Origin of the sequence: Kitasatospora sp. NPDC087314 (assembly GCF_044744365.1) — a bacterium.
Lineage (GTDB): Bacteria > Actinomycetota > Actinomycetes > Streptomycetales > Streptomycetaceae > Kitasatospora.
Map to the genome: position 1 here is coordinate 82,904 of NZ_JBIUYE010000020.1, position 22,083 is coordinate 104,986.

19 protein-coding genes are annotated in these 22,083 nt (G+C 73.0%); 8 read left to right on the top strand and 11 right to left on the bottom strand.

Annotated features, from left to right (window positions below; genetic code table 11):
- Nucleotides 1–2,446 (bottom strand): RICIN domain-containing protein (locus ACIO5E_RS34780; RefSeq protein ID WP_400675755.1); only part of this gene is annotated, 2,446 nt, incomplete at its 3' end.
- A gap of 558 nt (nt 2,447–3,004) precedes the next feature.
- Between ACIO5E_RS34780 and ACIO5E_RS34785 the strand changes: the two genes are divergently transcribed.
- The 4 genes from ACIO5E_RS34785 to ACIO5E_RS34800 all read left to right on the top strand — a co-directional run bounded on the left by ACIO5E_RS34785 (nt 3,005) and on the right by ACIO5E_RS34800 (nt 6,742).
- Nucleotides 3,005–3,181 carry a hypothetical protein gene (locus ACIO5E_RS34785; RefSeq protein ID WP_400675757.1) on the top strand — a complete coding sequence of 59 codons (177 nt, stop codon included), beginning with the start codon at nt 3,005–3,007 and terminating at the stop codon, nt 3,179–3,181.
- A 6-nt stretch (nt 3,182–3,187) separates the two neighbouring features.
- The gene (locus ACIO5E_RS34790; RefSeq protein ID WP_400675759.1) at nt 3,188–3,418 is read left to right on the top strand and encodes a hypothetical protein; all 231 of its coding nucleotides are present in this window, start codon (nt 3,188–3,190) and stop codon (nt 3,416–3,418) included.
- 240 nt (nt 3,419–3,658) lie between these two features.
- Complete coding sequence (locus tag ACIO5E_RS34795; RefSeq protein ID WP_400675762.1) at nt 3,659–5,077, top strand: APC family permease; 1,419 nt, start codon at nt 3,659–3,661, stop codon at nt 5,075–5,077.
- A gap of 27 nt (nt 5,078–5,104) precedes the next feature.
- Entirely contained in the window at nt 5,105–6,742 is a 1,638-nt protein-coding gene (locus ACIO5E_RS34800) for an amidohydrolase (RefSeq protein WP_400675764.1), read from the top strand.
- A 100-nt stretch (nt 6,743–6,842) separates the two neighbouring features.
- Here the strand turns inward: ACIO5E_RS34800 and ACIO5E_RS34805 are convergent, their stop codons facing one another.
- The 6 genes from ACIO5E_RS34805 to ACIO5E_RS34830 form a co-directional block, all read right to left on the bottom strand.
- Nucleotides 6,843–7,562: a TetR/AcrR family transcriptional regulator gene (locus ACIO5E_RS34805; protein WP_400675766.1), complete on the bottom strand. Its 720-nt coding sequence runs from the start codon at nt 7,560–7,562 to the stop codon at nt 6,843–6,845.
- A gap of 41 nt (nt 7,563–7,603) precedes the next feature.
- Nucleotides 7,604–8,722, bottom strand: coding sequence for a PP2C family protein-serine/threonine phosphatase (locus ACIO5E_RS34810; protein WP_400675768.1), 1,119 nt, complete (start codon nt 8,720–8,722; stop codon nt 7,604–7,606).
- Nucleotides 8,723–8,948: 226 nt separating this feature from the next.
- Nucleotides 8,949–10,097 carry a substrate-binding domain-containing protein gene (locus ACIO5E_RS34815; protein ID WP_400675770.1) on the bottom strand — a complete coding sequence of 383 codons (1,149 nt, stop codon included), beginning with the start codon at nt 10,095–10,097 and terminating at the stop codon, nt 8,949–8,951.
- On the bottom strand, nt 10,094–11,158 hold the full coding sequence (locus ACIO5E_RS34820) for an ABC transporter permease (RefSeq protein WP_400675772.1): 1,065 nt from the start codon (nt 11,156–11,158) through the stop codon (nt 10,094–10,096). Before ACIO5E_RS34820 ends, ACIO5E_RS34815 begins: the two co-directional genes overlap by 4 nt.
- Nucleotides 11,155–12,717 carry a sugar ABC transporter ATP-binding protein gene (locus tag ACIO5E_RS34825; RefSeq protein WP_400675774.1) on the bottom strand — a complete coding sequence of 521 codons (1,563 nt, stop codon included), beginning with the start codon at nt 12,715–12,717 and terminating at the stop codon, nt 11,155–11,157. The genes ACIO5E_RS34820 and ACIO5E_RS34825 overlap by 4 nt, the downstream gene beginning before the upstream one ends.
- 125 nt (nt 12,718–12,842) lie before the next feature.
- Nucleotides 12,843–15,599, bottom strand: coding sequence for a SpoIIE family protein phosphatase (locus ACIO5E_RS34830; RefSeq protein ID WP_400675776.1), 2,757 nt, complete (start codon nt 15,597–15,599; stop codon nt 12,843–12,845).
- A 219-nt stretch (nt 15,600–15,818) separates the two neighbouring features.
- On the opposite strand from ACIO5E_RS34830, the gene ACIO5E_RS34835 reads away from it, so the two are divergent.
- On the top strand, nt 15,819–16,727 hold the full coding sequence (locus ACIO5E_RS34835; protein WP_400675778.1) for a cyclase family protein: 909 nt from the start codon (nt 15,819–15,821) through the stop codon (nt 16,725–16,727).
- Nucleotides 16,728–16,802: 75 nt separating this feature from the next.
- Here ACIO5E_RS34835 and ACIO5E_RS34840 read toward each other — a convergent pair whose 3' ends face one another.
- Nucleotides 16,803–17,426, bottom strand: coding sequence for a hypothetical protein (locus tag ACIO5E_RS34840; RefSeq protein WP_400675780.1), 624 nt, complete (start codon nt 17,424–17,426; stop codon nt 16,803–16,805).
- Between the two features lie 573 nt (nt 17,427–17,999).
- Between ACIO5E_RS34840 and ACIO5E_RS34845 the strand changes: the two genes are divergently transcribed.
- Entirely contained in the window at nt 18,000–18,398 is a 399-nt protein-coding gene (locus ACIO5E_RS34845; RefSeq protein WP_400675782.1) for a tail fiber domain-containing protein, read from the top strand.
- Nucleotides 18,399–18,683: 285 nt separating this feature from the next.
- On the opposite strand, the gene ACIO5E_RS34850 is transcribed toward ACIO5E_RS34845, so the two are convergent.
- Both ACIO5E_RS34850 and ACIO5E_RS34855 read right to left on the bottom strand, forming a co-directional pair.
- On the bottom strand, nt 18,684–19,775 hold the full coding sequence (locus tag ACIO5E_RS34850; protein WP_400675784.1) for an AI-2E family transporter: 1,092 nt from the start codon (nt 19,773–19,775) through the stop codon (nt 18,684–18,686).
- Nucleotides 19,776–19,896: 121 nt separating this feature from the next.
- Nucleotides 19,897–20,070 carry a CsbD family protein gene (locus ACIO5E_RS34855; RefSeq protein ID WP_400675786.1) on the bottom strand — a complete coding sequence of 58 codons (174 nt, stop codon included), beginning with the start codon at nt 20,068–20,070 and terminating at the stop codon, nt 19,897–19,899.
- Between the two features lie 293 nt (nt 20,071–20,363).
- On the opposite strand from ACIO5E_RS34855, the gene ACIO5E_RS34860 reads away from it, so the two are divergent.
- The gene (locus tag ACIO5E_RS34860; protein ID WP_400675788.1) at nt 20,364–20,855 is read left to right on the top strand and encodes an ATP-binding protein; all 492 of its coding nucleotides are present in this window, start codon (nt 20,364–20,366) and stop codon (nt 20,853–20,855) included.
- A gap of 251 nt (nt 20,856–21,106) precedes the next feature.
- On the opposite strand, the gene ACIO5E_RS34865 is transcribed toward ACIO5E_RS34860, so the two are convergent.
- Nucleotides 21,107–21,331 (bottom strand): hypothetical protein, encoded by a 225-nt coding sequence (locus ACIO5E_RS34865; RefSeq protein ID WP_280682096.1) that lies wholly within the window; start codon nt 21,329–21,331, stop codon nt 21,107–21,109.
- 392 nt (nt 21,332–21,723) lie between these two features.
- On the opposite strand from ACIO5E_RS34865, the gene ACIO5E_RS34870 reads away from it, so the two are divergent.
- Nucleotides 21,724–22,017 carry a helix-turn-helix transcriptional regulator gene (locus ACIO5E_RS34870; RefSeq protein WP_400675790.1) on the top strand — a complete coding sequence of 98 codons (294 nt, stop codon included), beginning with the start codon at nt 21,724–21,726 and terminating at the stop codon, nt 22,015–22,017.
- Nucleotides 22,018–22,083 lie beyond the last annotated feature (66 nt).

The following is a 22,083-nucleotide window of genomic DNA, read 5'->3' on the forward strand; positions in this document are numbered from 1 at the left end:
CCTGGTTGGCCCGGCCGGTGCCGCAGGTCCACTGGACGACCTGGGCGCCGTCGGCCGTCGACGCGCCCGTGACGTCCAGGCACTTGCCGCTGTTGGCCGACACCAGCTGAACGCGGGCCCCGGTGGCCGGGACGGGGGTCCACTCCTGGTTGGCCCGGCCGGTGCCGCAGGTCCACTGGACGACCTGGGCGCCGTCGGCCGTCGACGCGCCCGTGACGTCCAGGCACTTGCCGCTGTTGGTCGACACCAGCTGGACGGTGCCGGTTCCGGCGACCGGGACGAGAGTCCACTGCTGGTTGGCCTTGCCGGTGCCGCAGGTCCACTGGACGACCTGGGCGCCGTCAGCGGTGGACGCGCCCGTGACGTCCAGGCACTTGCCGCTGTTGGCGCTGGTCACGGTGTGGGTGGCCGGTGCGGCCAGCGGCGTCACGGTGGTGTTGGCGAAATCGGCGTGCTGGAAGCCGCCGACTCCCAGGCCGATCTGCCCGACGAGGTGGGAGGCGTCGGCGACCGAGGCGACCTGCGTGTGGTCGATCGACGCGGTGATGTTCTGGCCCTGCACGGCCAGTGAGAGGTTGTGCCAGGTGCCGGCCCCGGCGCCGAGGTAGCTGCCGCTCGCCAGCACGGTGTCGGCTCCGGCGCGGTCCTCGGTGAACAGGCTCCAGGCGCCGGTGTCGTCGATCTTCAGGTGGTAGCCGGAGCGGTCGTGGTCGACGTGGTCGATGCGGCCGAGCAGTTCGGCGGAGGTGCCGACCTGTTCGAGGACGACGTCGGTGCTCGCCTGGTAGTGCGCCCAGGACGGGTCGCCCAGGAGGGTGAGCGGGGTGTAGTTCATGTCGTCGTGCCACGGGATGGGCGCCCGGGTGATCACCTGGCGCAGGCACATCGGGGTGGTCGCCCCGGTCGGGCAGGGCGCGGTCTCGAAGGCGCCGGCCCAGTCGTGGAAGTAGCGGGCGGTGGCACCGGCGGGGTATCCGCTGAGGTCGGCCCGGTAGGGCAGCGGCATCGCGGTGGACGGGGGTGCCGCGGCGGTGCCCTTGCCCTGGCCGGTGGTGGTGGTCACCGTGTAGACGTAACCGGGCTGCACGGTGAGGGAGTACGAACCGCCCTTCGGCGTCAGGTTCTGGGTGTGGACGAACCACCTCGACGGGTCGGTGGAGTTCATGTCGGTGGCCCAGACGTGCACCGGGCCGGTGGACAGGCCGCCGGCGACCTTGACGTTGACGGTCTGCGCGGCGGTGGCGTCGGTGGACTCGATGACCGTGCTGTAGTCCCGGCCGGACTTGAGCGTGACGTAGCTCCCGCTGTGCGGATCGCCGTTGGCGCCCGTCCCGGTCAGGTAGCCGCTGGAACCGTCCAGGTACTGCCAGCCGGGCTTGGCGAACTGCGTGGTGTGCGCCATGACCCAGATGTCGCGGCCCACCGCGTAGTTACCGGACCAGGGCTGGTCGGCGGCCATCAGCCCGGCGCCCGCGAACGGCAGGTTCGAGGGCCAGGAGCTGACCAGCGCCCACTTGATGTCCGACGTGATCCTGGCGTCGATGTACTCGCGGTTGACGTTGCGGGCCAGGGACGCCGGGTCGGCGCCGTAGCTGTCGTTGTCGTCCTCGGAGGCCCACAACTTCTTGCCCAGCCCGGTCGCGGTGCTGCTGCCGGGACAGCCGGTGTACGAGGGGGTCGAGTGCCAGCACGTGCCGTGCAGGCCGATGACCCCGACGGCCTTGGCGAAGGCGGGGTCGCCCGCCAGGTCGTCGGCGATCGCCCAGTGCTCGTCGTCGCTGTCGGAGGCGACCAGCGTGGTGCCCTGGTAGCCGTGGCCGTCCAGGGAGGTGCGCAGGTTCTCGAACCAGGCTTTGTCGTAACCGCGTTCGTTCCAGCCGCCGAGGTAGCCGACGTTCAGTCCGTGGCTCCGGGCGCAGCCGAGCCAGGACTCCAGGTAGGTGATGTTGTCCTGCGACCAGATTCCGCCGTTCAACCAGCCCGGCGCGGCCCACTCCAGGCCGTAGAAGGTGATCCCGGGGTTGCGGGCCTTGGCCTGCTCCATGAGCCACCACTCGTAGCCCCGATTGCAGTCGACCTCGGTGGGTGTGCGCATGTGGGACGGCTCGGGGCCGTCGGAGGAGTTGGCGTCGCCGCCGATCTCCACCTTCAGCGTCTGCAGCGAGGCGCCGTAGCCGGGCTTGAAGAGGTAGTCCAGGACCTGGCTGCGCTGGGGCTCGGGGTAGTCGACCAGCAACCGCGAGGTGGCCCCGCCGCCGCTGATCGCTCCGAGACCGTCGAACGCCCGTCCTGGTGAGGAGCCGTCGAGCGTCACGGACTGGTCGGCCGTCGCCGGGGCCGGTGCCGCAACCGCCGCCGGCGAGGACATGAGGGTGGTCGCGATGCCCAGGGCGAACGTCGCCATCGCGGTGATGCCTCTGCGCAGTGGGTGGGGAGGTTTTCTCATCGACTACTCCTGTCCTGCGGCTCTGGCGGCATGCGTGAGGGGGTGGCAGGACTCGGGCCGCGGACGGTGGGCTGGCCGGGGCAGTGAGCGCTGTCGGGTGCATGTCGGAACACCGGGCAGGAGCGTAGACCCAACTTCCAACATTAATCAACAATTTGGCATCAAATTCAACGTCTTTGAGCAACGGCGGGGTGCTCCGCTGCGCTCCCGGACGCCGCGCTGGGCGGTAGGAAGTGCCGGGACGGCCCGCCCGGACCGGCCCCGATCGGGGCAATCGCCAGGACGGTACGGAACGTGCAAGGCCGCCTCGTTGCACATCCCCCCGGGAGAGGTCCGGGCGGTTCGCGCGTGCGTGACCTTCCGATCCGTCAACTCCCATGGGTGACAGGGGCTCTGAATGGACATAACAAGAAGGTCTCGAAACTTCCCGGTTGGGAACATGGGATTGACTCGAGTCTTGATCCAGGCGTTTCCTGTGCTTCGTCGCGTTTGATTGCGACGCTTTCTGATCGATTGTGTTGCTTCTGGCCGGTCGGTCCCACATCAGGAGCCCCCACCATGCGCCTCTCCCTCCGCGGCCGCTTGGCCCCGACCGCCGCGTTGAGCCCGGCCACCGTCCTCGGTCTGGCCGCGTGCTCGACCGGACAGGCGTCCTCGAACACCGCCGACGCGCCGGTGGCGCCGGCCTCCGGCAAGATCTCGATCACCTACCTGCAGAAGCAGGGAGACCGGTAGTACTTCGTGGACGGGGCCGCGGGGGCGAAGGCCAAGGCGGCCGAGCTGGGCGCCGATCTGAAGCTCGTGAACCTCGGCAACGACGCGAACAAGACGGTCGGCGAGGTCCAGTCCGCGATCGCGCGGACGAGCAACGACCTGGTCATCTCCGCGTGGAATCAGGACGTCACCGTCTGCGGGGACCGGGTGAAGGCCGCCGAGGACGCCTTCGACCAGGCCGTGCCGGGGCGCTTATGACAACATCATTGACGTGTTGACGCCGCCGCCGGTTTGATGGCTCGCATTCCCCCACACGTGCACCCCCCACACGTGCACCCCCACAGCCAAGGCGGTGATCTGTTGGCATCGACGGAGAAGGCCACGGGCGGCGGTCCGAGACCGGACGCGAGCAGCGGCCCCGGAGCGGATACGAGCAGCGGCCCCGGAACGGACCCGGGCGGCGGTCCGGGAGCGGACCCGAGCAGCGCCCACGTCACCATGCGTCAGTCCCTCAGCCTGCTGGACGGGGCGGTGATCGCCGCCTCCAGTACGGCCGCCACCAGCAGCATCGGCATCGGCCTGGGGCTGATGGCCGGCATCGTCGGCCTGCACCTGCCGGCGATCATGCTGCTGGCCTTCCTGCCGGTGCTCGCCATCGCCGGCGGGTACGGGCGGCTGAACGCGGTCGACCCGGACGCGGGCAGCAGCTATCGGTGGGTCGGCCGCACGCTCAGCCCCTGGCTGGGATTCCTCACCGGGTGGGTGAACACCGTGGGGACCGTGGTCTTCATGGCGTACACCACCACCGTCACCGGCTCCTCGATCATCCAACTGCTCGACCAGGCGCACCTGCGCAGCGTCGCCGGGCTCCGGCTGGACGCGGACTCGACCGCCCAGTGCACGCTGCTCGGCCTGGTCGTCCTGGTGGGCGCGGCACTGGTCGCGGTCCGGGGGCTGGATCTGGCGGCCCGGCTGCAGAAGGCGCTGCTGGTGTTCGAGTACGTGGTGCTGCTCGGCTTCTGCGGGTACGGGCTGTTCGCGGGCGACCAACCGTTCTCGCTGCAGTGGTACAACCCCTTCGACATCCCGTCCTTCGGCGCGGTGGCGCAGGGCATGGTGCTGGCCGTGTTCTGCTACTGGGGCTTCGAGTCGGTGTTCAGCGTCGGCGAGGAGGTACGGAACCCGCGGGACGCGTCCCGTGGCGGCCTGCTGGCCCTGGTGGTGATGCTGCTGATGTTCCTGCTCGCCGGTACGGCCTTCCAACGGGTGCTGCCGATCGACGAGTTGGCCGACAACGGCGCGCACGGCCTCACCTACTTCGGTGAGAAGCTGGCCCACCAGCCGCTGGCCGCACTGCCGCTGATCGCGCTGATGTTCTCCGCCGTGGCCTCGCTGCAGTCCTCGGTGATCCCGACCGCCCGCGGGCTGTACGCGATGGGGCGCGACCAGGTGCTCGGCCCGGTCTGGACCCGGCTGCACCCCAAGCACGCCACCCCCGCCGTCGGCACGCTGCTGATCACCGGCATCGCGGTGGTCCTGGCCTTGGGGTCGCTCGCCATCCCGACCGTCGGCGACCTGATCTCGGCCTCCGTCAACGCGATCGGCATCGTCGTCGCCCTCTACTACGCGCTGACGGCCGTCGCCGCCGCCGTCCACTTCCGGCACCTGCTGCGCACCAGCCCGCTGGAGGGGCTGCGCGCGGTGGTCCTCCCACTGCTGGGCGCGGCGGCGCTGCTCGCAGTCGGCGGCTACCTGGCCTGGACCTTCTACGACTCCGCCGACCACTTCGAACTGGCCGCCGACAACGGGTGGTTCGAGCTGGCCGTGCCGGTGCTGATGATCGTGAGCGGACTGCCGGCGGCCGCCTGGGCCCGCTGGCGGCGGCGCTCGGCGTACTTCCTGCGCGACGCGCACTGAGAACAACCAGGGAACGGAGCACCACCCATGACCAAGGCCGATCTGGTCTTCACCCGCGGCCCCGTCCACACCGGCGACGCCGCCCGCACCCGGGCGAGCGGCCTGGCGGTCGTCGGCGAGCGGATCGCCGCCGTCGGGCACGACGAGGTCCGGGAGCTGATCGGGCCGAAGACGGAGGTCGTCGACCTCACCGGCAAGCTGCTGCTGCCCGGCTTCCAGGACGCCCACATCCACGCGGTGGGCGGCGGAACGGAGCTGGCCGCCTGCGACCTCACCGGGACGGTCGGCGTCGCCGACTACCTGGAGCGCATCCGCGCCTACGCCGAAGCCAATCCCGGGCTGGAGTGGATCACCGGCAGCGGCTGGTCGATGGAGAGCTTCGACGGCGGCCTGCCCACCCGGCAGCTGCTCGACTCCGTCGTCCCCGACCGCCCGGTGTACCTGACCAACCGGGATCATCACGGTGCCTGGGCCAACACCCGGGCGCTGGAGCTGGCCGGGCTCACCGCCGACACCCCCGACCCGGTCGACGGGCGGATCGAGCGCGAAGCGGACGGCACGCCGAGCGGCACGCTCCAGGAGGGCGCCACCGCCCTGGTCGCCCGGCTGGTGCCGCCCGCGACCGCCGCCGACCGGCTTGACGGGCTGCTGCGGGCGCAGCGGCTGCTGCACTCGCTCGGCATCACCGGCTGGCAGGACGCGCTGCTCGGCGAGTTCAACGGCATGCCGGACCCCTCCGACGCCTACCTGACGGCCGCCCGCTCCGGCGCGCTCACCGCCCGGGTGACCGGCGCGCTCTGGTGGGACCGCGACCGGGGCGCCGAGCAGATCCCCGAACTCGTCGAGCGGCGCGCCGCGTTGGCACACGGGCGGTTCCGGGCCGGCTCGGTGAAGATCATGCAGGACGGCATCGCGGAGAACTTCACCGCCGCGATGACCAGCCCCTACCTGGACGGCTGCGGCTGCGCGACCGCCAACTCCGGCCTCAGCTTCGTCGATCCGAGCGCGCTGCGCGGGTACGTCACCGAACTGGACGCGCTCGGCTTCCAGGTGCACTTCCACGCGCTCGGCGACCGGGCCGTCCGCGAGGCGCTGGACGCGATCGAGGCCGCCCGCACCGCCAACGGCCGGCGCGACACCCGCCACCACCTCGCCCACCTCCAGGTGGTCCACCCGGACGACCTGCCGCGCTTCGCGCGACTCGGTGCGGTCGCCAACATCCAGCCGCTGTGGGCCGCCCACGAACCGCAGATGGACGAGCTGACCATCCCCTTCCTCGGCCCCGAGCGCGCCGCCTGGCAGTACCCGTTCGGCGCCCTCCAGCGCGCGGGCGCCACCCTGGCGGCGGGCAGCGACTGGCCGGTGAGCAGCCCGGACCCGCTGGCCGGCCTGCACGTGGCCGTCAACCGGATGGAGCCGGAGGCCACCGACGGCCGGGTCTTCCTGCCCGAGCAGCGGCTCGACCTGGCCTCTGCCATCGCCGCGTACACGGCCGGGACCGCGTACCTGAACGGGCACGACGACGCGGGCACGCTCACCCCCGGACACCTGGCCGACCTCGTCGTCCTCGACCGCGACATCCTCACCGCCCCCGCCGCGGAGATCGCCGACGCCCGGGTGCTGCGCACGTACGTCGGGGGGGAGCTCGTCCACACGGCCGACTGACCGCCGTGCCGCCGCGACCGGGCCGTCTCCACACGGAGGCGGCCCGGTCGGCGTGCACCTCGACGGACCCGGCCGCCGCCGGCCCGACCGTCGACGGGTGTCAGCTGTCCGGGTCGGGGTCCGTCGCCCGCAGGCGGGCCTCGGCGGCGTCGAGGAGCAGTTCGAGGGCGTACGGGTAACCGCTGCGGCGCATGTCGGCGGCGAGCAGGTGGGCGGTGGCGGCGATGTGCGGGTGGGTGGCGGCGTCGACGCGGGCGTAGGAGGCCTGCCAGACCCGCAGGTCCGCGGCCTGGGCGGCGGCGGGCAGGGCGAGGGCGGCGGCGTCGAGGACCGCGAAGCCGAGGCTCTGGTCGACGAAGGCGTGGTAGACGCGGACGGCCTCGGGATCCGGGAAGCCTGCGGTGCGCAGGACGCCCAGGATGGCCTCGACGGCCGCGATCTCGTGGGCGCGGCCGGTGGTGCGGTGGGCGGCGAGCAGGGCGGCCTGGGGATGGGCCTGGTATTTGGCGTGGATGCGCAGGCCGATGGCACGCAGGTCCGCCCGCCAGTCGCCGGTGGGCTGCCAACCGTGCTGGGCACGGCCGATGAGCTCGTCGGCGACGGCGAGCAGCAGGTCGTCCGTGTTGCGGAAGTACCGGTAGACGGCGCTGGGATCGGAGCCGAGGGCGGCGCCGAGCCGCCGGACGGTGAGCGCGTCGGCGCCGTGCTGCCCGACCAGCCGCAGCGCCGTGTCGACGATCAGCTCGGCGGAGAGGACGACACCCTGCTTGGTGGGCCGCCGACGCCTCCGCTGGGGCTCGGGGACTACACGATCGCTCATCCGGGCAGACTATGACAACGTCCTTGACGTAGGAAGGGGGATCAGCGTTCCGCCACCCCGTGCGCGCCCTGCTCCTCCTCGTCGGGGAGCCGCTGCGCGACGAGCACGGCGACGTCGTCGTCGAGGGCGGCACCGTTGTAGGCGAGCAGGTCCTGGTGCAGGTGGTTCAAGAGCTCGCGTGGCGGTAGCGCGGTCCAGGCGCGAACGCGCTCGGTGAGCGGGTAGAAGGCCCCGGTGCGGTCGCGGGTCTCGGTCACGCCGTCGGTGTACAGCAACAGCTGGTCGCCCGGGCGGAAGGGCTCCACGTCGACGTGGTAGTCGCCGCCGAGCAGCACACCGAGGTTGAGGGGCGGTGACGCGTCGCGCGGGGCCAGTTCGGTGACCCGGCCCCGGTCGATGAGCAGTGGAGGGGGGTGACCGCAGTTGACGATGCGGACCACGGGCTCGTCGCTGGGAATCTCGGCGAGCACCGTGGTGATGAAGCGTTCCTCGCTGCCGGGGAGCTGATCGGCTCGGCGGCTCATGCTCCGCTCCAGTCTGCGCGCTATCGCAGGCAGATCGGGCTCGTCGTAGGCGGCCTCGCGGAAGGCGGCCAGCATCGTCGCGGCCGTCTCCACCGCGAGCAGGCCCTTTCCCCGGACATCGCCGATCAGCAGGCGCACACCGTGCGCGGTGTTCATCGCCTCGAAGAGGTCGCCGCCGATCCGGGCCTCCGCGGCCGCCGACAGGTACAGGGTTTCGAGGCTGACGCGGCCCAGGAGGTGGGGCACCGGGCGCAGCAACACGCGCTGCGCCGTCTCGGCCACCGAGCGCACAGTGGCCAGGGTGCGCTCCCGCCGCGTTCGGTGGGCCGCCAGCAGGGCGCCCAGCGCCCCGACCAGCGCCGTGGAGATGTAGGTGAACACGTAGGTGCGCTCCCACAGATAGCCCACGGTGCGGCCCGCACAGCACGGAGTTCCCGCCAGGACGCCTTCGAGGACCACGGCGAACACCGTGACGGCGCCGACGAAGGCGGGACCGTGGGCGTAGGCGGCGACGACGGGCAGGGCGATGAGCAGGAAGCTCACCGGCCACTCCACGGGAGTGATCGGCTCCAGCGCCAGGATGGCCGCGGCGTAGATGGCCGGCAGCCAGCGTATCCAGGCCGGCGGCGCGGGCACCTGTGGCTCCGTGCCGCCCGGCTCCGTCGCACTGTGCCGGTCCGGCCCACCGCGGTGGAGGAGCCTCACCGCTCGCTCCGGTGGCGGGCGTCATCCGGTTCGTGATCCGCCAGTACACCCATGCATCAATCATCACGGCGAAGCCGCCACCGCCGCCCGTCGACGGAGTCGATCACGCGACCGCGCGGTGCGGCGGGCCGACCCCGTCGGGTGGGCTTCGCCCTCGCTACCTGCCCCAGATCGCCCGGTACGCCTGCCGGTAGCCCGGCGGGTCCCAGGAGGTCGCCCCGCCGCTGTTGGCGGCCGTGGTGATGTGGGCCGGGGCGGCGTAGCCGCTGGGGGGCTGGTGGGAGAAGGCGCGGTTGAACTCGTCGATGATCTGCCAGCCCTGCTCGGTGAGGGGTTCGGGGACGGTGGCGGCCTGGAACTGTCTGCTGTTGATGCGCTGGAAGGCCGAGGGGTCGCCGTCGCCCGCGCCGATGTTGTACGGGGCGGCGTTGCCGGGCCGGCCGGCCGCGCGCAGGGCGGGCGCGGCATCGGCGAAGTACAGGTCGTTGATGGCGACGGAGTGTGTCCACCGGCCCTGGAAGCCGGCGAGGAGGGCGGAGACCGCCTGGGGGGTGCGACCGGACGCGTCCGGAATGGGGATGTTCTCGGAGGCCAGCAGCCGTACCCCGGGGCAGGTGGCGAGTGCGGCCTTGATCAGTTGGGACTTGGTCCTGGCGAACGAGGTCGAGTCGTCGGTGAAGACGACGACTCCGGCGTTGCCGTTGGACTCCGCGATGACCCAGTCCGCGCTGATCCGCGCGACGTCGCCGACGCTGGTGGTGACGTTGCTGTAGAGCGGGGGGTTCTGGCTCGGCCCGGGGGCCGGGGCCGCGTGCCAGCCGATGAGCGGGATGTGCGCCGCGCCGGCCTGCGCGACCTGCTGCGAGGTCAGGTTCGGGTCGAAGCCGCCGATGACGATGCCCGAGGGTGCGAGGGCGACCGCCTGGCCGAGGGCCGCCTGGATGCCGGCGGGCGTGCCCTGTCCGTCGATCACCCGGACGTTCCAGCCGATGACCGTCGCGGCTTCGGTGACGCCCCTGACGACACCCGCGACGCCGGGGTTGGTCATGGTCTCGGCGACGTAGACGACGGTCCTGCCGGGAACCGCCCGGGGGCCGCTGGTGGGGCCGTTCCAGGGGGCGCCGACCTGTTCGGCCTGCCGGACGTCCGCCGTCGCCCTGGCGAGGGTGGCGGGGCAGCCGGCGCCCGACGCCCCCGGGGCGGCGGCCCCGGTCCCGGTCGGCAGGCCGCGCTGGCAGCCGGCCAGGGCGGTGGTGGCCGTGGCCAGCACGACTGCCGCCAGCACCGCCGCGGCACCACGGTTCACGGCGTGTCCCGGGAGAGAGCCCGGTCCGTCGGTGGCGGTGCGGGCGGACGGCGGGTCTCGCCTGCGCCGGCGCGCAGCCGGCGGCGTGCCGAGTAGCCCGCCAGGCCGACGGCGAGGAGCAGCGTCGCGCCGTTGAACAGCGGCACGGCCCAGAAGTCGGCGCCGAGCTGCCCCATACCGGCCAGGCCGATGGCGAGGACGGCGACGGCGACCACGGTGCCCAGGGGGTTGGCCCGTCCGGGGTTGATCGTGGTGGAGCCGAGCAGCGCGCCGACGAACGCGGGCAGCAGGTATTCCAGGCCGACGCTCGGGTTGCCGATCTGCTGCTGCGCGGCGAGCAGGACCCCCGCGAAGCCGACGACCAGGCCCGATCCGGCGAAGGCGTAGACGCTGTAGCGGCGGACGGGGATGCCGACGAGCTCGGCGGCGCGCGGGTTGGAGCCGATGACGTACAGGTACCGGCCGAGCGGCAGCCGCTCCAGCATCAGCCACAGGGCGACCGCGAGTGCGAGCACGTAGGACGCGGACACCGGCAGTCCGAGGAAGGTGGAGTCGTAGAGGTCGGTGAAGGCGACCGGCAGGCCGCCCGCGCCGGGGACGATCCGGGCGCCGCCGGTGATCCAGCCGGTGAAGGCGTACAGGATGCTTCCGGTGCCGAGCGTGGCGATGAAGGAGTCGATCCGTCCGAACTCGACGACGACACCGTTGAGGGCCCCGAAGGCGGCTGCGCCCAGGACCACCACCAGGCAGGCGAGCGGCCAGGGCCAGTTGCCGTCGACGATGAGCCGCAGGACCAGGACGTGCGCGAGACCGAGGCCGTAGCCGATGGACAGGTCGAACTTGCCGGTGGCGATCGGGATCGTCGCACCGAGCGCGAGGATGGCGGGGATCGACTGGTTGGACAGGATCGAGGAGACGTTGTCGAGGGTGGGGAAGGTGTCCGGCAGCGCGACGGAGAAGGTCAGGAACAGCAGGGCGGCGAGGACCGGCAGGCCGTAGCCGCCGATCAGGTGCCCGTGCCGGCGGCCCCGCGGGGACCGGGGGGAGGGGGGCGCGGTCATCGGACCGTCGTAGGTCCGTTGCCGTCACCGCCGGTGACGGGGGGCAAGGCCGTGGCGGTGGAGGTGAGTTCCGTGACGGTGAGGCTCGTACCGGTCAGCTCGGCGGTCACGGTCCCGCGGACGAACACCAGGGCGCGGTGGCACACGGTGGCGACCTCCTCGAAGTCGGTGGAGATGAGCAGGACCGCGAGGCCGGCGGCCAGCGCCTGGTCGAGCAGGCGGTAGAGCTCGGCCTTGGCACCGACGTCCACGCTGGCGGTCGGCTCCTCCAGGATCAACAGCCGGCGGTGCAGCCGGAGCCACCGGCCGACCATGATCTTCTGCTGGTTCCCGCCGGACAGTGTGGCGATCCGCGCCTCGGTGTCGCGGGGCCGCACCGAGAACCGTTCGATCAGGGTGGCGGCCTCGGCCCGTTCGCGCCGGGGGCTGATCCAGCGCAGCGCCGATCGGCCGCCCGCCCGGGGGTTGGCCAGGAAGTTCTCGCGGACCGTCAGTTCAGCGGCACAGCCCTCCTCCTGACGGTTGCCGGCGACCAGGCCGACGCCGGAGTCGACGGCGCCGGCCACCGTGTGCGGGGTGTACGGCCGGCCGTCGAGCAGGGCCCGCCCGCCGAGGATCGGACGGGATCCGGCGAGGGCACGACCCAGGTCGAGCTGGCCGGCGCCGGTGAGGCCCACTATGCCGAGGATTTCGCCGGCGCGCAGCTCCAGACTGATCGGTCCGGCGTTCGCGGTGCGCACCCCGTCGAGGCTCAGCACCACCGGGCCCTCGGCGGGGGCGACCGGGGCGGCCCGGTGGCCGACCGGTTCGCGGCCCACGATGTCGTGGACCAGGCGCCGGTGGCTGTGGCCGGCGAGCGGGCCGGAGCTGATCAGACGGCCGTCGCGGAGGACGGCGAAGGTGTCGGCGACCTGGTGGACCTCGTCGAGCCGGTGGGTGACGTAGACGATGCCGCGTCCTCGGTCGCGCAGGGCGCGCAGCACGGCGAAGAGCCGGGCGCAGTCCGCGGCGGGGAGGCCGGCGGTCGGCTCGTCCAGGACGATGAGCTCCGCCCGGGTGGCCAGCGCGCGGGCGATGGCGACCAGCGAGCGTTCGGCGGGGGCGAGGTCGGCGATCGGCGCGTCGGGGTCGAGGTGCCCGGCGACCAGGGCGAGGGCGTCGGCGCAGCGCTCGCGGGTCCGGCGCCAGGAGATCAGTCCGTGACGGCGCGGGTAGCCGGCGACCAGGGCGATGTTCTCGGCGACCGTCATCCACTCGACGAGGCCGAGGTCCTGGTGGATGAAGGCCATCCGGCGGGCGGCGGCCTCGGTGCCGAGGGGGTGCCCGGCCACCGTCACCTCGCCCTGGTCGGCCTGGTGGATACCGGCGAGTGTCCGGATGAGGGTGGACTTGCCGGCGCCGTTGGGGCCGAGCAGGGCCAGGATGCTGCCACGGTGGATGTCGAGGTCGATCCCGGCGAGCGCGAGGGTGCCGCCGAACCGCTTGCCGAGGCCGCGGATCCGGACGAGCGGGGCGCGCTGCGCGGGTGGGGCCACCGAGGGGTCGGGAGCGTCGTGCACGGGTCACCGTTCCCGCCGGCTCGGCCCGGCCGTCGTGGTCTCGACCCGCCACGGTCCCCGGTGGTGTCCGCGCGGAACGGCGCCCGAGGGGGGTGCGTCCGAGGGGGTCGTGTCCGGAGGGCGGGTCATTCGAGCCCGGGGATGTCGGCGAACCCGCTCTCAAGGAAGTGGCTCTCGAAGAGGTCGGGGATGCCGCTGTCCGCGTCCAGGGCGCATTCGGCCCAGATGACCTTGCCCCGGGCGGTGTGGCGGGTGCCCCAGGCCTGGGTGAGCTGGGCGACGAGGAACAGGCCGCGGCCGCCCTCGTCGGTGGTGGCCGCGTGGCGCAGGTGCGGGGCGGTGCTGCTGCCGTCGGAGACCTCGCAGATCAGGGTGCGGTCGTGGATCAGACGGACCCGGATGGGCTCGGTGCCGTAGCGGATGGCGTTGGTGACCAGCTCGCTGAGCAGCAGTTCGGTGACGAAGGCGACCTCGTCCAGCCCCCAGTCGCTCAGCCGGCGGGCGGCGGCGACGCGGATCTCGGAGACGCGGGCCGGGTCGGCGGGCAGGTCCCAGGTGGCGATCCGGTCGGGGTGGAGGGCGTGGGTGCGGGCGATGAGCAGCGTGACGTCGTCGACCGGGTGTTCCGGCACCACGGTCTCCACGACCGCGCGGCAGGTGTCCTCGGGTGAGCGGTTCGGGCGGGCCAGGGCGGCGCGCAGCCGGCCGAGGGCCGCGTCGGGGTCGCGTTGGTGGTCTTCGAGGAGCCCGTCGGAGTACAGGACCAGCTGACTGCCCTCGGGGAGGTGGAACTCGGCGCTTTCGAACGGCAGGCCGCCCAGGCCGAGCGGGGGACCGGCGGGGAGGTCGGGGAGGGTGACCGTGCCGTCCGGGTGGACCACCGCGGGTGGCGGGTGGCCGGCGCGGGCCATGGTGCAGCGCTGCGAGGTCGGGTCGTAGACGGCGTACAGGCAGGAGGCGCCGACGATGCCGTTGTTGCCGGTGGAGGGCTCCGGGTCGTCCTCGTCCCGGTCCAGCCGCCCCACGAGGTTGTCCAGGTGGGTGAGGAGCTCGTCGGGCGCGAGGTCGAGTTCGGTGAAGTTGTGCACGGCGGTGCGCAGGCGGCCCATGGTGGCGGCGGCGTGCAGTCCGTGGCCGACGACGTCGCCGACGACCAGGGCGACCCGGGCACCGGAGAGGGGGATGACGTCGAACCAGTCCCCGCGCACCCCGGACTCGGCGGGCAGGTAGAGGTGGGCGACCTCGACGGCGCTCTGCTCGGGCAGGCTGCGCGGGAGCAGGCTGCGCTGGAGGGCCAGGACCACGGCGTGTTCGCGGGTGTAGCGGCGGGCGTTGTCGATGCAGATGGCGGCGCGGGTGGCCAGCTCCTGGGCCAGCGAGCGGTCGTCGTCCCCGTAGGGGGCGGGGTCCTGCGCGCGGTAGAAGCAGGCGATGCCCAGCACGACGCCGCGGGCCAGCAGCGGGACGGCGATCAGGGAGTGGACCTGGTGCGCGAAGAGGCGCTCGGCCTCCTCGGGGCCCTGTGCGATCCAGCCGGGGGCGCTGCGCAGATCGGGTTCCAGCACCGGCTGTCCGCTGGCCAGGCAGCGGCGATGGGGCGTGCTGGGGCTGAGGTCGACCCGCTCGCCGACCGGGTAGAAGGGGCAGTCGGGGCGGATGCCGTGGACCACCGTGCGGTGCAGCTCGTTGCCGGGGTGGGTGGGCTCCTCGCCGCGCAGGACGGTCTCGGGCAGGTCGATGGTGACGTAGTCGGCCAGCCGCGGGACGGCCATCTCCGCGAGTTCCCAGGCGGTGCGGCTCACGTCCAGGGTGGTGCCGATGCGGGTGCTGGCCTCGGACAGCAGCTCCAGGCGGCGGCGGGCCGCGACGGCGTACCGCCCCACGCCCGGCTCGCCCAGCAGCAGCAGCCTGGTGGCCGCGCCGCCCGCGGGGTGGCCGAGCGGTGGGACGGCGGAGGTTGCGGCGGGCGCCGGGGGGCCGACCGGCCGGCCGGCCTGGTCGGCCGTGCTGAGCCGGGGCAGCGAGTCGCCGTGCAGGACCGCCTCGATGACGAAGCCCTCCACCCCGGACGGGCTGGTCACCGGACGGCTCAACAGGGTGACCTGCCGGCCGTGGGAGAGGGCCACCTCGACCGCGGTGCGCCGGGCCGAGGAGATCAGCTCGGTGGCGATCTGTTCGAGCAGCATCTGGTCGTGCCGGTCCAGCCCGCTTCGGGGCAGCTCGTCCATCCCGACCAGGCGCCCGTCCCCGGCCGCCTCGCCGGTCTGCGCGTGCTGCCTGGAGTCGAGGTACGCGCGCAGCAGGGCGCGCTCCCGCGCCGAACTCTGCGCCAGCAGGCGCCGCTCGATCGCGGTGGCGGCCTTGCGGATCAGGATCTCCAGCTGGGGGTCCGCGTACGTGCGCGGATATCCGAAGCAGAGGACGCCCTCGATCCGGCCGCTGAGGGGGTCGCGGACGGGAGTCGCCGTGCAGGCGTTCGACTGGGCGCGCTCGGCGAAGTGCTCGGCTCCGAAGATGTGGACGAGCCGCCGTTCCGCGAGCGCCAGCCCGATGCCGTTGGTCCCCCCGTACTGCTCGGCGAACACGAAGCCCGGGACGCTCTGGATCTCGGGCAGCTGCCTGACCATGGACGCTTCGCCGAAACGGCGTTGCAGCACTGCTCCGTCCGCGTCGGTCAGGGCCACGTTCATCCGGCTGCCGGCGAACCTGGAGGACAGCCGGTCCAGCACGGGCCCGGCAGCGCGGACCAGCCGGCCGTCCAGATCGATGTCCGGCCGGAACGGAAGCCCGGACCGGTCCGGTGAGAGCCCCAGTGAGCGGCAGCGCTGCCAGGAGTCCAGGATCAGACTCCGCACGCCGCCCTCGACCGGTTCACCGAGCATGAACCGCTCCCGGACCCGTGTGGGGCCGGTCGGCACCTCACTCGAAGCTGTCATGATCGCCACAGCGCTCACATTCCGTGGAGCTGTACCCTTCGGTGCAATATTAGGACTTTGCCTATAAAGAGGCTTATTGCCGGATTGCGTAGACCTCCCGGCACGGTGGCGGCGTGGTGACCGTTACCGCATCATCGGCAGTGCGGGGGACGGCTGAGGAGCGCCATGACCAGTGCCAACGGGCCGGCGATGACCCGCGACGAGTTCGACGCCCTCTTCGAGCGGCTCCGGCGCGACCGTCTCCCCGGGCCGGTCGACGGAAGGTGGCGGGTGGCGGCGGCCGGACTCGTCCGCACGGGCGAGGTCGTCGCCATGGGGCGGCCGTGGGACCGCGTGCCGGGGCCCGACAACCCCAGGCCGGCGCTGCACCAGATGACCGAGCTGGCGGACGTCATGGCCCCCGAACCGACCGCGTACCGGGACTTCATCGCCTCCGACTACCACGGCAAGGCGCAGACGCACCTGGACGCGCTCTGCCACATCGCGTACGGCGGACTGCTCTTCGCGGGAGTGCGGGCCCGGGAGGTGGTCTCCTCGCAGGGTGCCGCCTACGGCGCGGTGACCGACCTGCTGCCCGGGCTGGTGGGGCGGGGCGTCCTGCTGGACGTGGCACGCCTGCAGGGCCGCGCCTGGCTGGAGCCGGGCGAGGCGGTCGGCGGCCCGGAGCTGCTGGTCTGCGCCGAGGAGCAGGGCAGCCCGCTCCACCCCGGAGACGTCGTCCTGGTCCGCACGGGCCACCTCGCCCGGCGCGGGCGGCTCGGCGCGTGGGACCCGGACACCCTCAGCGCGGGACTTCATCCGGGCGCGATGCGCGTGCTGAGCGAGTCGCGGGCCTCGGCGCTGGGCGGCGACGGCGACAGCGACGTGCGGCCGAGCCCGGTCGAGGGCGTCCACTCGCCGATCCACGTGCTGGCCATCACCGCCCTGGGTCTGCCGCTGATCGACAACCTGGACCTGGAGCCGCTGGCCGAGGCGTGCGAGCGCACCTCGCGATGGGAGTTCCTCTTCGTCGCCGCACCCCTGAACATCCCTGGCGGCACCGGCTCCCCGGTCAATCCGCTCGCGGTGTTCTGAGCGGGGCCGGGAGCCGGTCCGCGCCGTCGTGACGCAGGCGTGCGAGCACCGCCGCCCGTGCTCCGGGCGGCACCGTCACCATTCGTCGTACTCCCGGATCACCCGGAAGCTGCCCACGACGCCATCGTGACCGAACGCGACCCCGTGGCCGGAACGGGCCGCGACACCATTGGTGGAGCTGTGGGGACCCACGGTGGCGACCGGACCGCCGTTGTCACAGGAGAAGCCGCGGAAGACCTCGACGGTCCTCCGGCTGTCGTTGTAGATGCTGAAGCTGCGGGCGCCCAGTCCGCTGGCCGCGGTGATGCAGCCCTCGGAGGAGGCGGAGTACGTGCGTTCGTTGAAGTAGATCCTCCCTTCTCCCCGGTGGCCGCGTCCGCCCTCCTCGCGGTCTCGGCCCTCGCGGTCTCGGCCCTCGCGTCCGCGGTCATCGCGGTCGCGGCCCTCGTCCCTCCCTCCGCCCGCGCCGCCGCCGCCCTCGACGGCCTCGGCCGGGGCGGCTTGCTGGGCAGCGGGGGCCGCCGGTGCCGCCGGTGCCGGCGGTGCCGCCGGCACCGCCGGCTGGACGGGTGGGGCGGCCTGCTGGACAGGTGGGGACTGCGGCTTGGATTCGTCGATCGAGGCATAGGTGATGCCGGCGGCTGCAAGGACCGCCGCGCCTACTCCGGCAGCGGCCACTGCCAATCTGCGCGTGCGCATGTCACTTCTCTCTGTCTTGCGGACGTCGGTCGGGCGACCGACCTGCCACGAACGTAAAGACGGCCCTTGGGGTTGTCATGCCGGATATGTCCACGGTGTGACGCGATGGGTCCAGTCGGGTGGAAACGCAGCGCGTATCGCATACCGATGGGAGCTCGGCACCGCGCACGGTGTCCTCCAGGTCGGGATCCATTCCGCGCGGCCGTCCGTCAACGCGCGGATGAATCCGACCACTTGGAAGGACCGGTGAACCGGTCGGCGGGCGCGCCGCCGGCGGTTTCGGACAGGGGACTCCGGACCGAACGCGGCTCCGAGCATGAGCCTCACCCGATGAGGTGAACCGTTCGGCGGAAATCCGCTATGCCCCGATTGTCGGAGCGGGTGAGCGGGCCGCTCGGATGGGATGGCGGTGAAGGGCCCGTCGCCGAACCACCCCGCCACACCGCCGGAGCAGACATGAAGGTCCCAGGAGCCAGGCTCGCCCGACTCGCGGCCGTCGCGGTGAGCACGCCGCCCCCCCAGCGACCGCCGGCTCAAGTGCGCCGTCGTCCCGGTCGACTGGAGCCGCTGACCGTGCGACTCTTCCGACGCTCCGGCACGGCCGGCCGCGCCGCCCGGGGCATCCCGGCAGACCAGGCCGACCGGGCCGCCGTGGACGCGGAGGCGGTCGCCCCGGACGGGGCCGTCAACGGCTACCAGGTCCTGGAGACGGTCGCAGCCCTGCCGATCAGCACCTGGCGCTACCTGTGGGAGCCCGAGCAGGTGCGCCACCTCGGGCCGATGGCCCAGGACTGGCACGCCGCCTTCGACTTCCACCACGCGAACACCGGTGTGATCCCGGTCGTCGACGCCACCGGTGTGGCCCTGGTCTGCATCCAGGCCCTGAACCGGCGCATCGACGAACTCACCGCCGAGGTCCACCGCCTGCGCGAACTCTCCGACACGCCACGGGAGCAGGTGAGTTGCGAGTGAGGGCCGAGCTGCCCGCCACGAGGGACGAGACAACGGCCGAGGTCGATGACGCGGGCCTGTCGGCCCTGCGGGAGCTGGTGGCCGCGCCCGTCGGTCGCTTCCGGCAGCGCCCGGACCGGCCGCCGCGCTCTGGCGGAACTCGCCGCGCGGCCGTGGTCGTTGCTCTGCCTCGGCGGTGCCGACTGGGGGCGCTCGTTCCCCCGCACCGGTACTGGCACTGACCGGGCGCACGTCGGCGCCGGCCGGGTCCGCACGGACGCGGACCCCCTCCTGGACCCGGTCCGGCTACGGCCGTCCAGAGCCACGGCGGCTGCGCGCTCGCCCGCGCGACTGCGGCCCCGGCCGCTCGGGCGGGCCGTGGTCCCGCAGTTCGGTGATCACCGCCCAGGCCACCGACACCACCGGGACGGCCACCACCGCGCCCAGGACACCGGCCAGGACGGCGCCGCCGGTCACCGACAGGGCGATCACGACCGGGTGGATCCGGACGGACCAGCTGAGCACGAGCGGGTGCAGCAGGTGGCCCTCGATCTGGCCGATGACCACGATCAGAGCGAGGACGAGCAGCGCGACCACCGGGCCACGGGCGGCCAGGGCGACCAGCGCGGCGACGGCCAGGGCGATGGGGGAGCCGATCAGCGGGACGAGCGCCGCGAAGAACTCCAGCACCACCAGCGGCAGGACCAGCGGCACCCGCAGCACGGCGAGTGCGATGCCGACCAGCACGGCGTTGGTCGACGCCACGATCAGCACGCCGCGGGTGTAGCCGGCGAAGGTGCGCCAGGCGGCACGCCCGGCCCGGTCCCAGATCGGCCGCGCGCCGGCCGGGAGCTGGCGCTGGGCCCAGCACCACATCCGGTCGCCGGAGTGCAGGAAGAACACCGAGCAGAACACCGCGAGCGCCAGGCCGGTCAGCAGCTCGATGACCCGGCTCGCACCGCTGAGCGCGGTGCTGAGGAGCGCCGAGCGGTGGGCGGTGACGAACTCGCCGATCTTGGCCCGCAGGTCGGTGACGGTGCCGGGCCGCAGGTGGAACGGGGCGCCGGACAGCCAGTGGTCGATGCGCCCGAGTCCGCCGCGCGTCTCGGCGCCCAGGCTGCTCCACTCGTCGGCGACGGTCGTGCCGACCAGCGTGAGGACCCCGGCGACGACCGCGATGCCGCAGACGAAGGCGAGCAGGACGGCGACCGGGCGGGGCAGCACCCGCGCCAGCAGGTCGACCAGCGGCCGCAGGACGGAGGTGATGACCAGTGCCAGGAACACCGCGATGACCGGCAGTTCGAGCCGGGTGAGGACGCCGACGAGCAGGTAGGCGGCCACGCCCAGCAGGACCAGCCGCCAGGCGTACCCGGCGGCGGTCCGGAGTCCGGGCGGCACCCGGTCCGTGCACGCGGCGGGGCGGCACCGGGGCCGCGGCCGGGCCACCCGGGGTCGCCGGGCGGGTCCGGGCCTCGGGGGTACGCGGTTCACGCGCACGGGATGCCTCCCCGGCGTCGGATCAGGACTTCCCCGCGTCCTTGATCTTCTCGGCGGCCTGCTTCAGGTCGCTCTTCATCTGCGTGCCCCGGCCCTTGGCCTCGACGGTGCGGTCACCCGTGGCCCGCCCGACGGCCTCCTTGGCCTTGCCGCGGGCCTTCTCGGCGGCGTTGCGCAGCTTGTCCTCGGTACCCATGGTGTGCACTCCTCTCGTCGTCGGGGCGATGTCGCCCCGCGCGGCGTCTGCCCGGGAAGCGCGGTCCCATGCCCCGAACCAGAGGATTTCCCTCCGGACCGGCCGACGCCGGCCCGCTGCCCATGGCTCGCTGCCCGCTGCCCGTGGCGCCGATGGCCCGACTGCCGTCCGGCGTCGTCGGCGCGCCCGCCACCGTCGCTGCCGTGTCCGGCGTGTAGCCGCGCCGCACCTGGGCAGGCGCCGGGCATGGACGACGAACGGACTGCCGGAGGGCGCGGTGTGAGGGGCGCACGATGAGCAGCACGACCGCCGACGGCCCACCCGCCCCGGAGCAGTCGAGGCGCCTCGTCCTGGACGGCAGCGAGGGCACCGTCCGGCGGGCCCGCGACTTCAGTCGGCGGGCCCTGTTCGACTGGCGGTGGCTGCCCGCCGCCGGGGCCGAACAGCGGGCCGTCGCGGAGGACGTCCTGCTGATGGTTTCGGAGCTGGTCACCAACGCCTGCCTGCACGCCCCGGGGGGCCCGCGCGAGCTGCGGCTGTACTGGAACGGAGTCCGCTTGCTGGTGGAGGTGGCGGACGCGAGCCCGGTGCCACCGCGGCTGCACCCGCACGCCGATCCGGGTCGGCCGGGCGGACACGGTCTGCGGATCGTGGACCGGCTCGCCCGGGCCTGGGGATCGGTGCCGCAGAACGGCGGCAAGCTCGTCTGGCTGGAGGTGCCGTCCCCGTTGACGCAGCCGAGGGGTCGGGATCACCAGGCGTCCGGCCCGTCAGTGGCCACGTGAAGGCCTGACTGATCGTCAATTCGGCAAGCAGGAACGGGTTGTGTTCTTCTCCGGCCGGATGGCGGCGGGCGATCATGGCGGCGGCGTTCGGGTCGCTGGAGGGGCGGGGGCAGGGGCGGCGCACGCGGTGGGCGCAGTAAGGCGGCGCCCAGGACGTCTTCGGCCCGGGCGCCGCCGGTCAGGGTGCATCAGCCGGCCGTCACCGCCAACTGGCTGTCACCGGAGTCGTGTTGTCGGTCGGTGGTCTACGGTCACCGGCCCGCTTCGCACATGGCCTCGCGGACGGTGACGAGGCAGGGGTCGCAGTAGCGGTCCGGGAACGCCGGACCGGCGCCCTCCGGTGCCACCACCACGCGTTGGGACGGTTCGAGGAACCGCCCGCACAGGGACGCCGTCGCGTCGTCCTTCGCCACCACGTGCCACACCACGGCGGGCGGAGAAACCGCCGGGTCGTGCTCGGCCCACATCTCGTACACGGCACAGCCTCCCGGATGGTCGGAGCTCGGTCTCTCCATGCAAACCCGGCGCATTCCGATCGGCCACCGGACCGGACCCGGTGGGATGCCCTCGGGCCGGTCCTCAAACCCCTGTCGCCCGCTCGGAGGACGGGGGTTTGAAGACCGCTCCTGGGCCGCTTCACCCCGTTCGGGAGCGGAACGTTCGAGCGCCGCGTTCGCCCGCAACGGGCCGGCTCGTTCACGGAGGCGGGGACCAGTACACCCATTCGCGTGTCCTGGTGGAGATCGGACGCCGGGGTGCGGGGCGCCGTCGCATCCGGGGTCGGCCGCCCGGGCGCGACCTGGCGGGCATGACGCGAATGATTTGTCATGTTCTGCTCATTGTGAATCGACGGTCGTATCCTGGCTGGATGGACGATGTGGCGGCGACGGCACGGCAGTGGACCTTCTTGACCAACCACGCCCGTGTCCTCGTACAGATCGCTCGGGACCCAGGCATCCGGGTCCGCGACATAGCGGCCAGCTGCCTGCTGACCGAGCGCGCCGTCCAGCGGATCATCGTGGACCTGGAGGAGGCGGGGTACCTCACCCACGAGCGCCAGGGCCGCGCCAACCACTACCACGTGATCGACGGCAAGCAGCTACGCCATCCGGCCGACAGCGGCCCCACCCTTGCCGAAGTGCTCGCCGTCCTGCTGCGCTGAACCCGCCCGCAGCGAGCGGACCCATCTGCCGGGCCCGAGTCGCATCGGAACAGGCGCCGGAGCCGG

What these genes read in the sequence shown, in the direction of transcription:
- ACIO5E_RS34840 (WP_400675780.1), bottom strand. Translation starts at nt 17,426, where the DNA reads ATGCGCACGCGCAGATTGGCAGTGGCCGCTGCCGGAGTAGGCGCGGCG.
- ACIO5E_RS34870 (WP_400675790.1), top strand. Translation starts at nt 21,724, where the DNA reads ATGGACGATGTGGCGGCGACGGCACGGCAGTGGACCTTCTTGACCAAC.
- ACIO5E_RS34805 (WP_400675766.1), bottom strand. Translation starts at nt 7,562, where the DNA reads ATGAGCGATCGTGTAGTCCCCGAGCCCCAGCGGAGGCGTCGGCGGCCC.
- ACIO5E_RS34800 (WP_400675764.1), top strand. Translation starts at nt 5,105, where the DNA reads ATGACCAAGGCCGATCTGGTCTTCACCCGCGGCCCCGTCCACACCGGC.
- ACIO5E_RS34835 (WP_400675778.1), top strand. Translation starts at nt 15,819, where the DNA reads ATGACCAGTGCCAACGGGCCGGCGATGACCCGCGACGAGTTCGACGCC.
- ACIO5E_RS34820 (WP_400675772.1), bottom strand. Translation starts at nt 11,158, where the DNA reads ATGACCGCGCCCCCCTCCCCCCGGTCCCCGCGGGGCCGCCGGCACGGG.
- ACIO5E_RS34830 (WP_400675776.1), bottom strand. Translation starts at nt 15,599, where the DNA reads ATGCTCGGTGAACCGGTCGAGGGCGGCGTGCGGAGTCTGATCCTGGAC.
- ACIO5E_RS34785 (WP_400675757.1), top strand. Translation starts at nt 3,005, where the DNA reads ATGCGCCTCTCCCTCCGCGGCCGCTTGGCCCCGACCGCCGCGTTGAGC.
- ACIO5E_RS34855 (WP_400675786.1), bottom strand. Translation starts at nt 20,070, where the DNA reads ATGGGTACCGAGGACAAGCTGCGCAACGCCGCCGAGAAGGCCCGCGGC.
- ACIO5E_RS34795 (WP_400675762.1), top strand. Translation starts at nt 3,659, where the DNA reads ATGCGTCAGTCCCTCAGCCTGCTGGACGGGGCGGTGATCGCCGCCTCC.
- ACIO5E_RS34860 (WP_400675788.1), top strand. Translation starts at nt 20,364, where the DNA reads ATGAGCAGCACGACCGCCGACGGCCCACCCGCCCCGGAGCAGTCGAGG.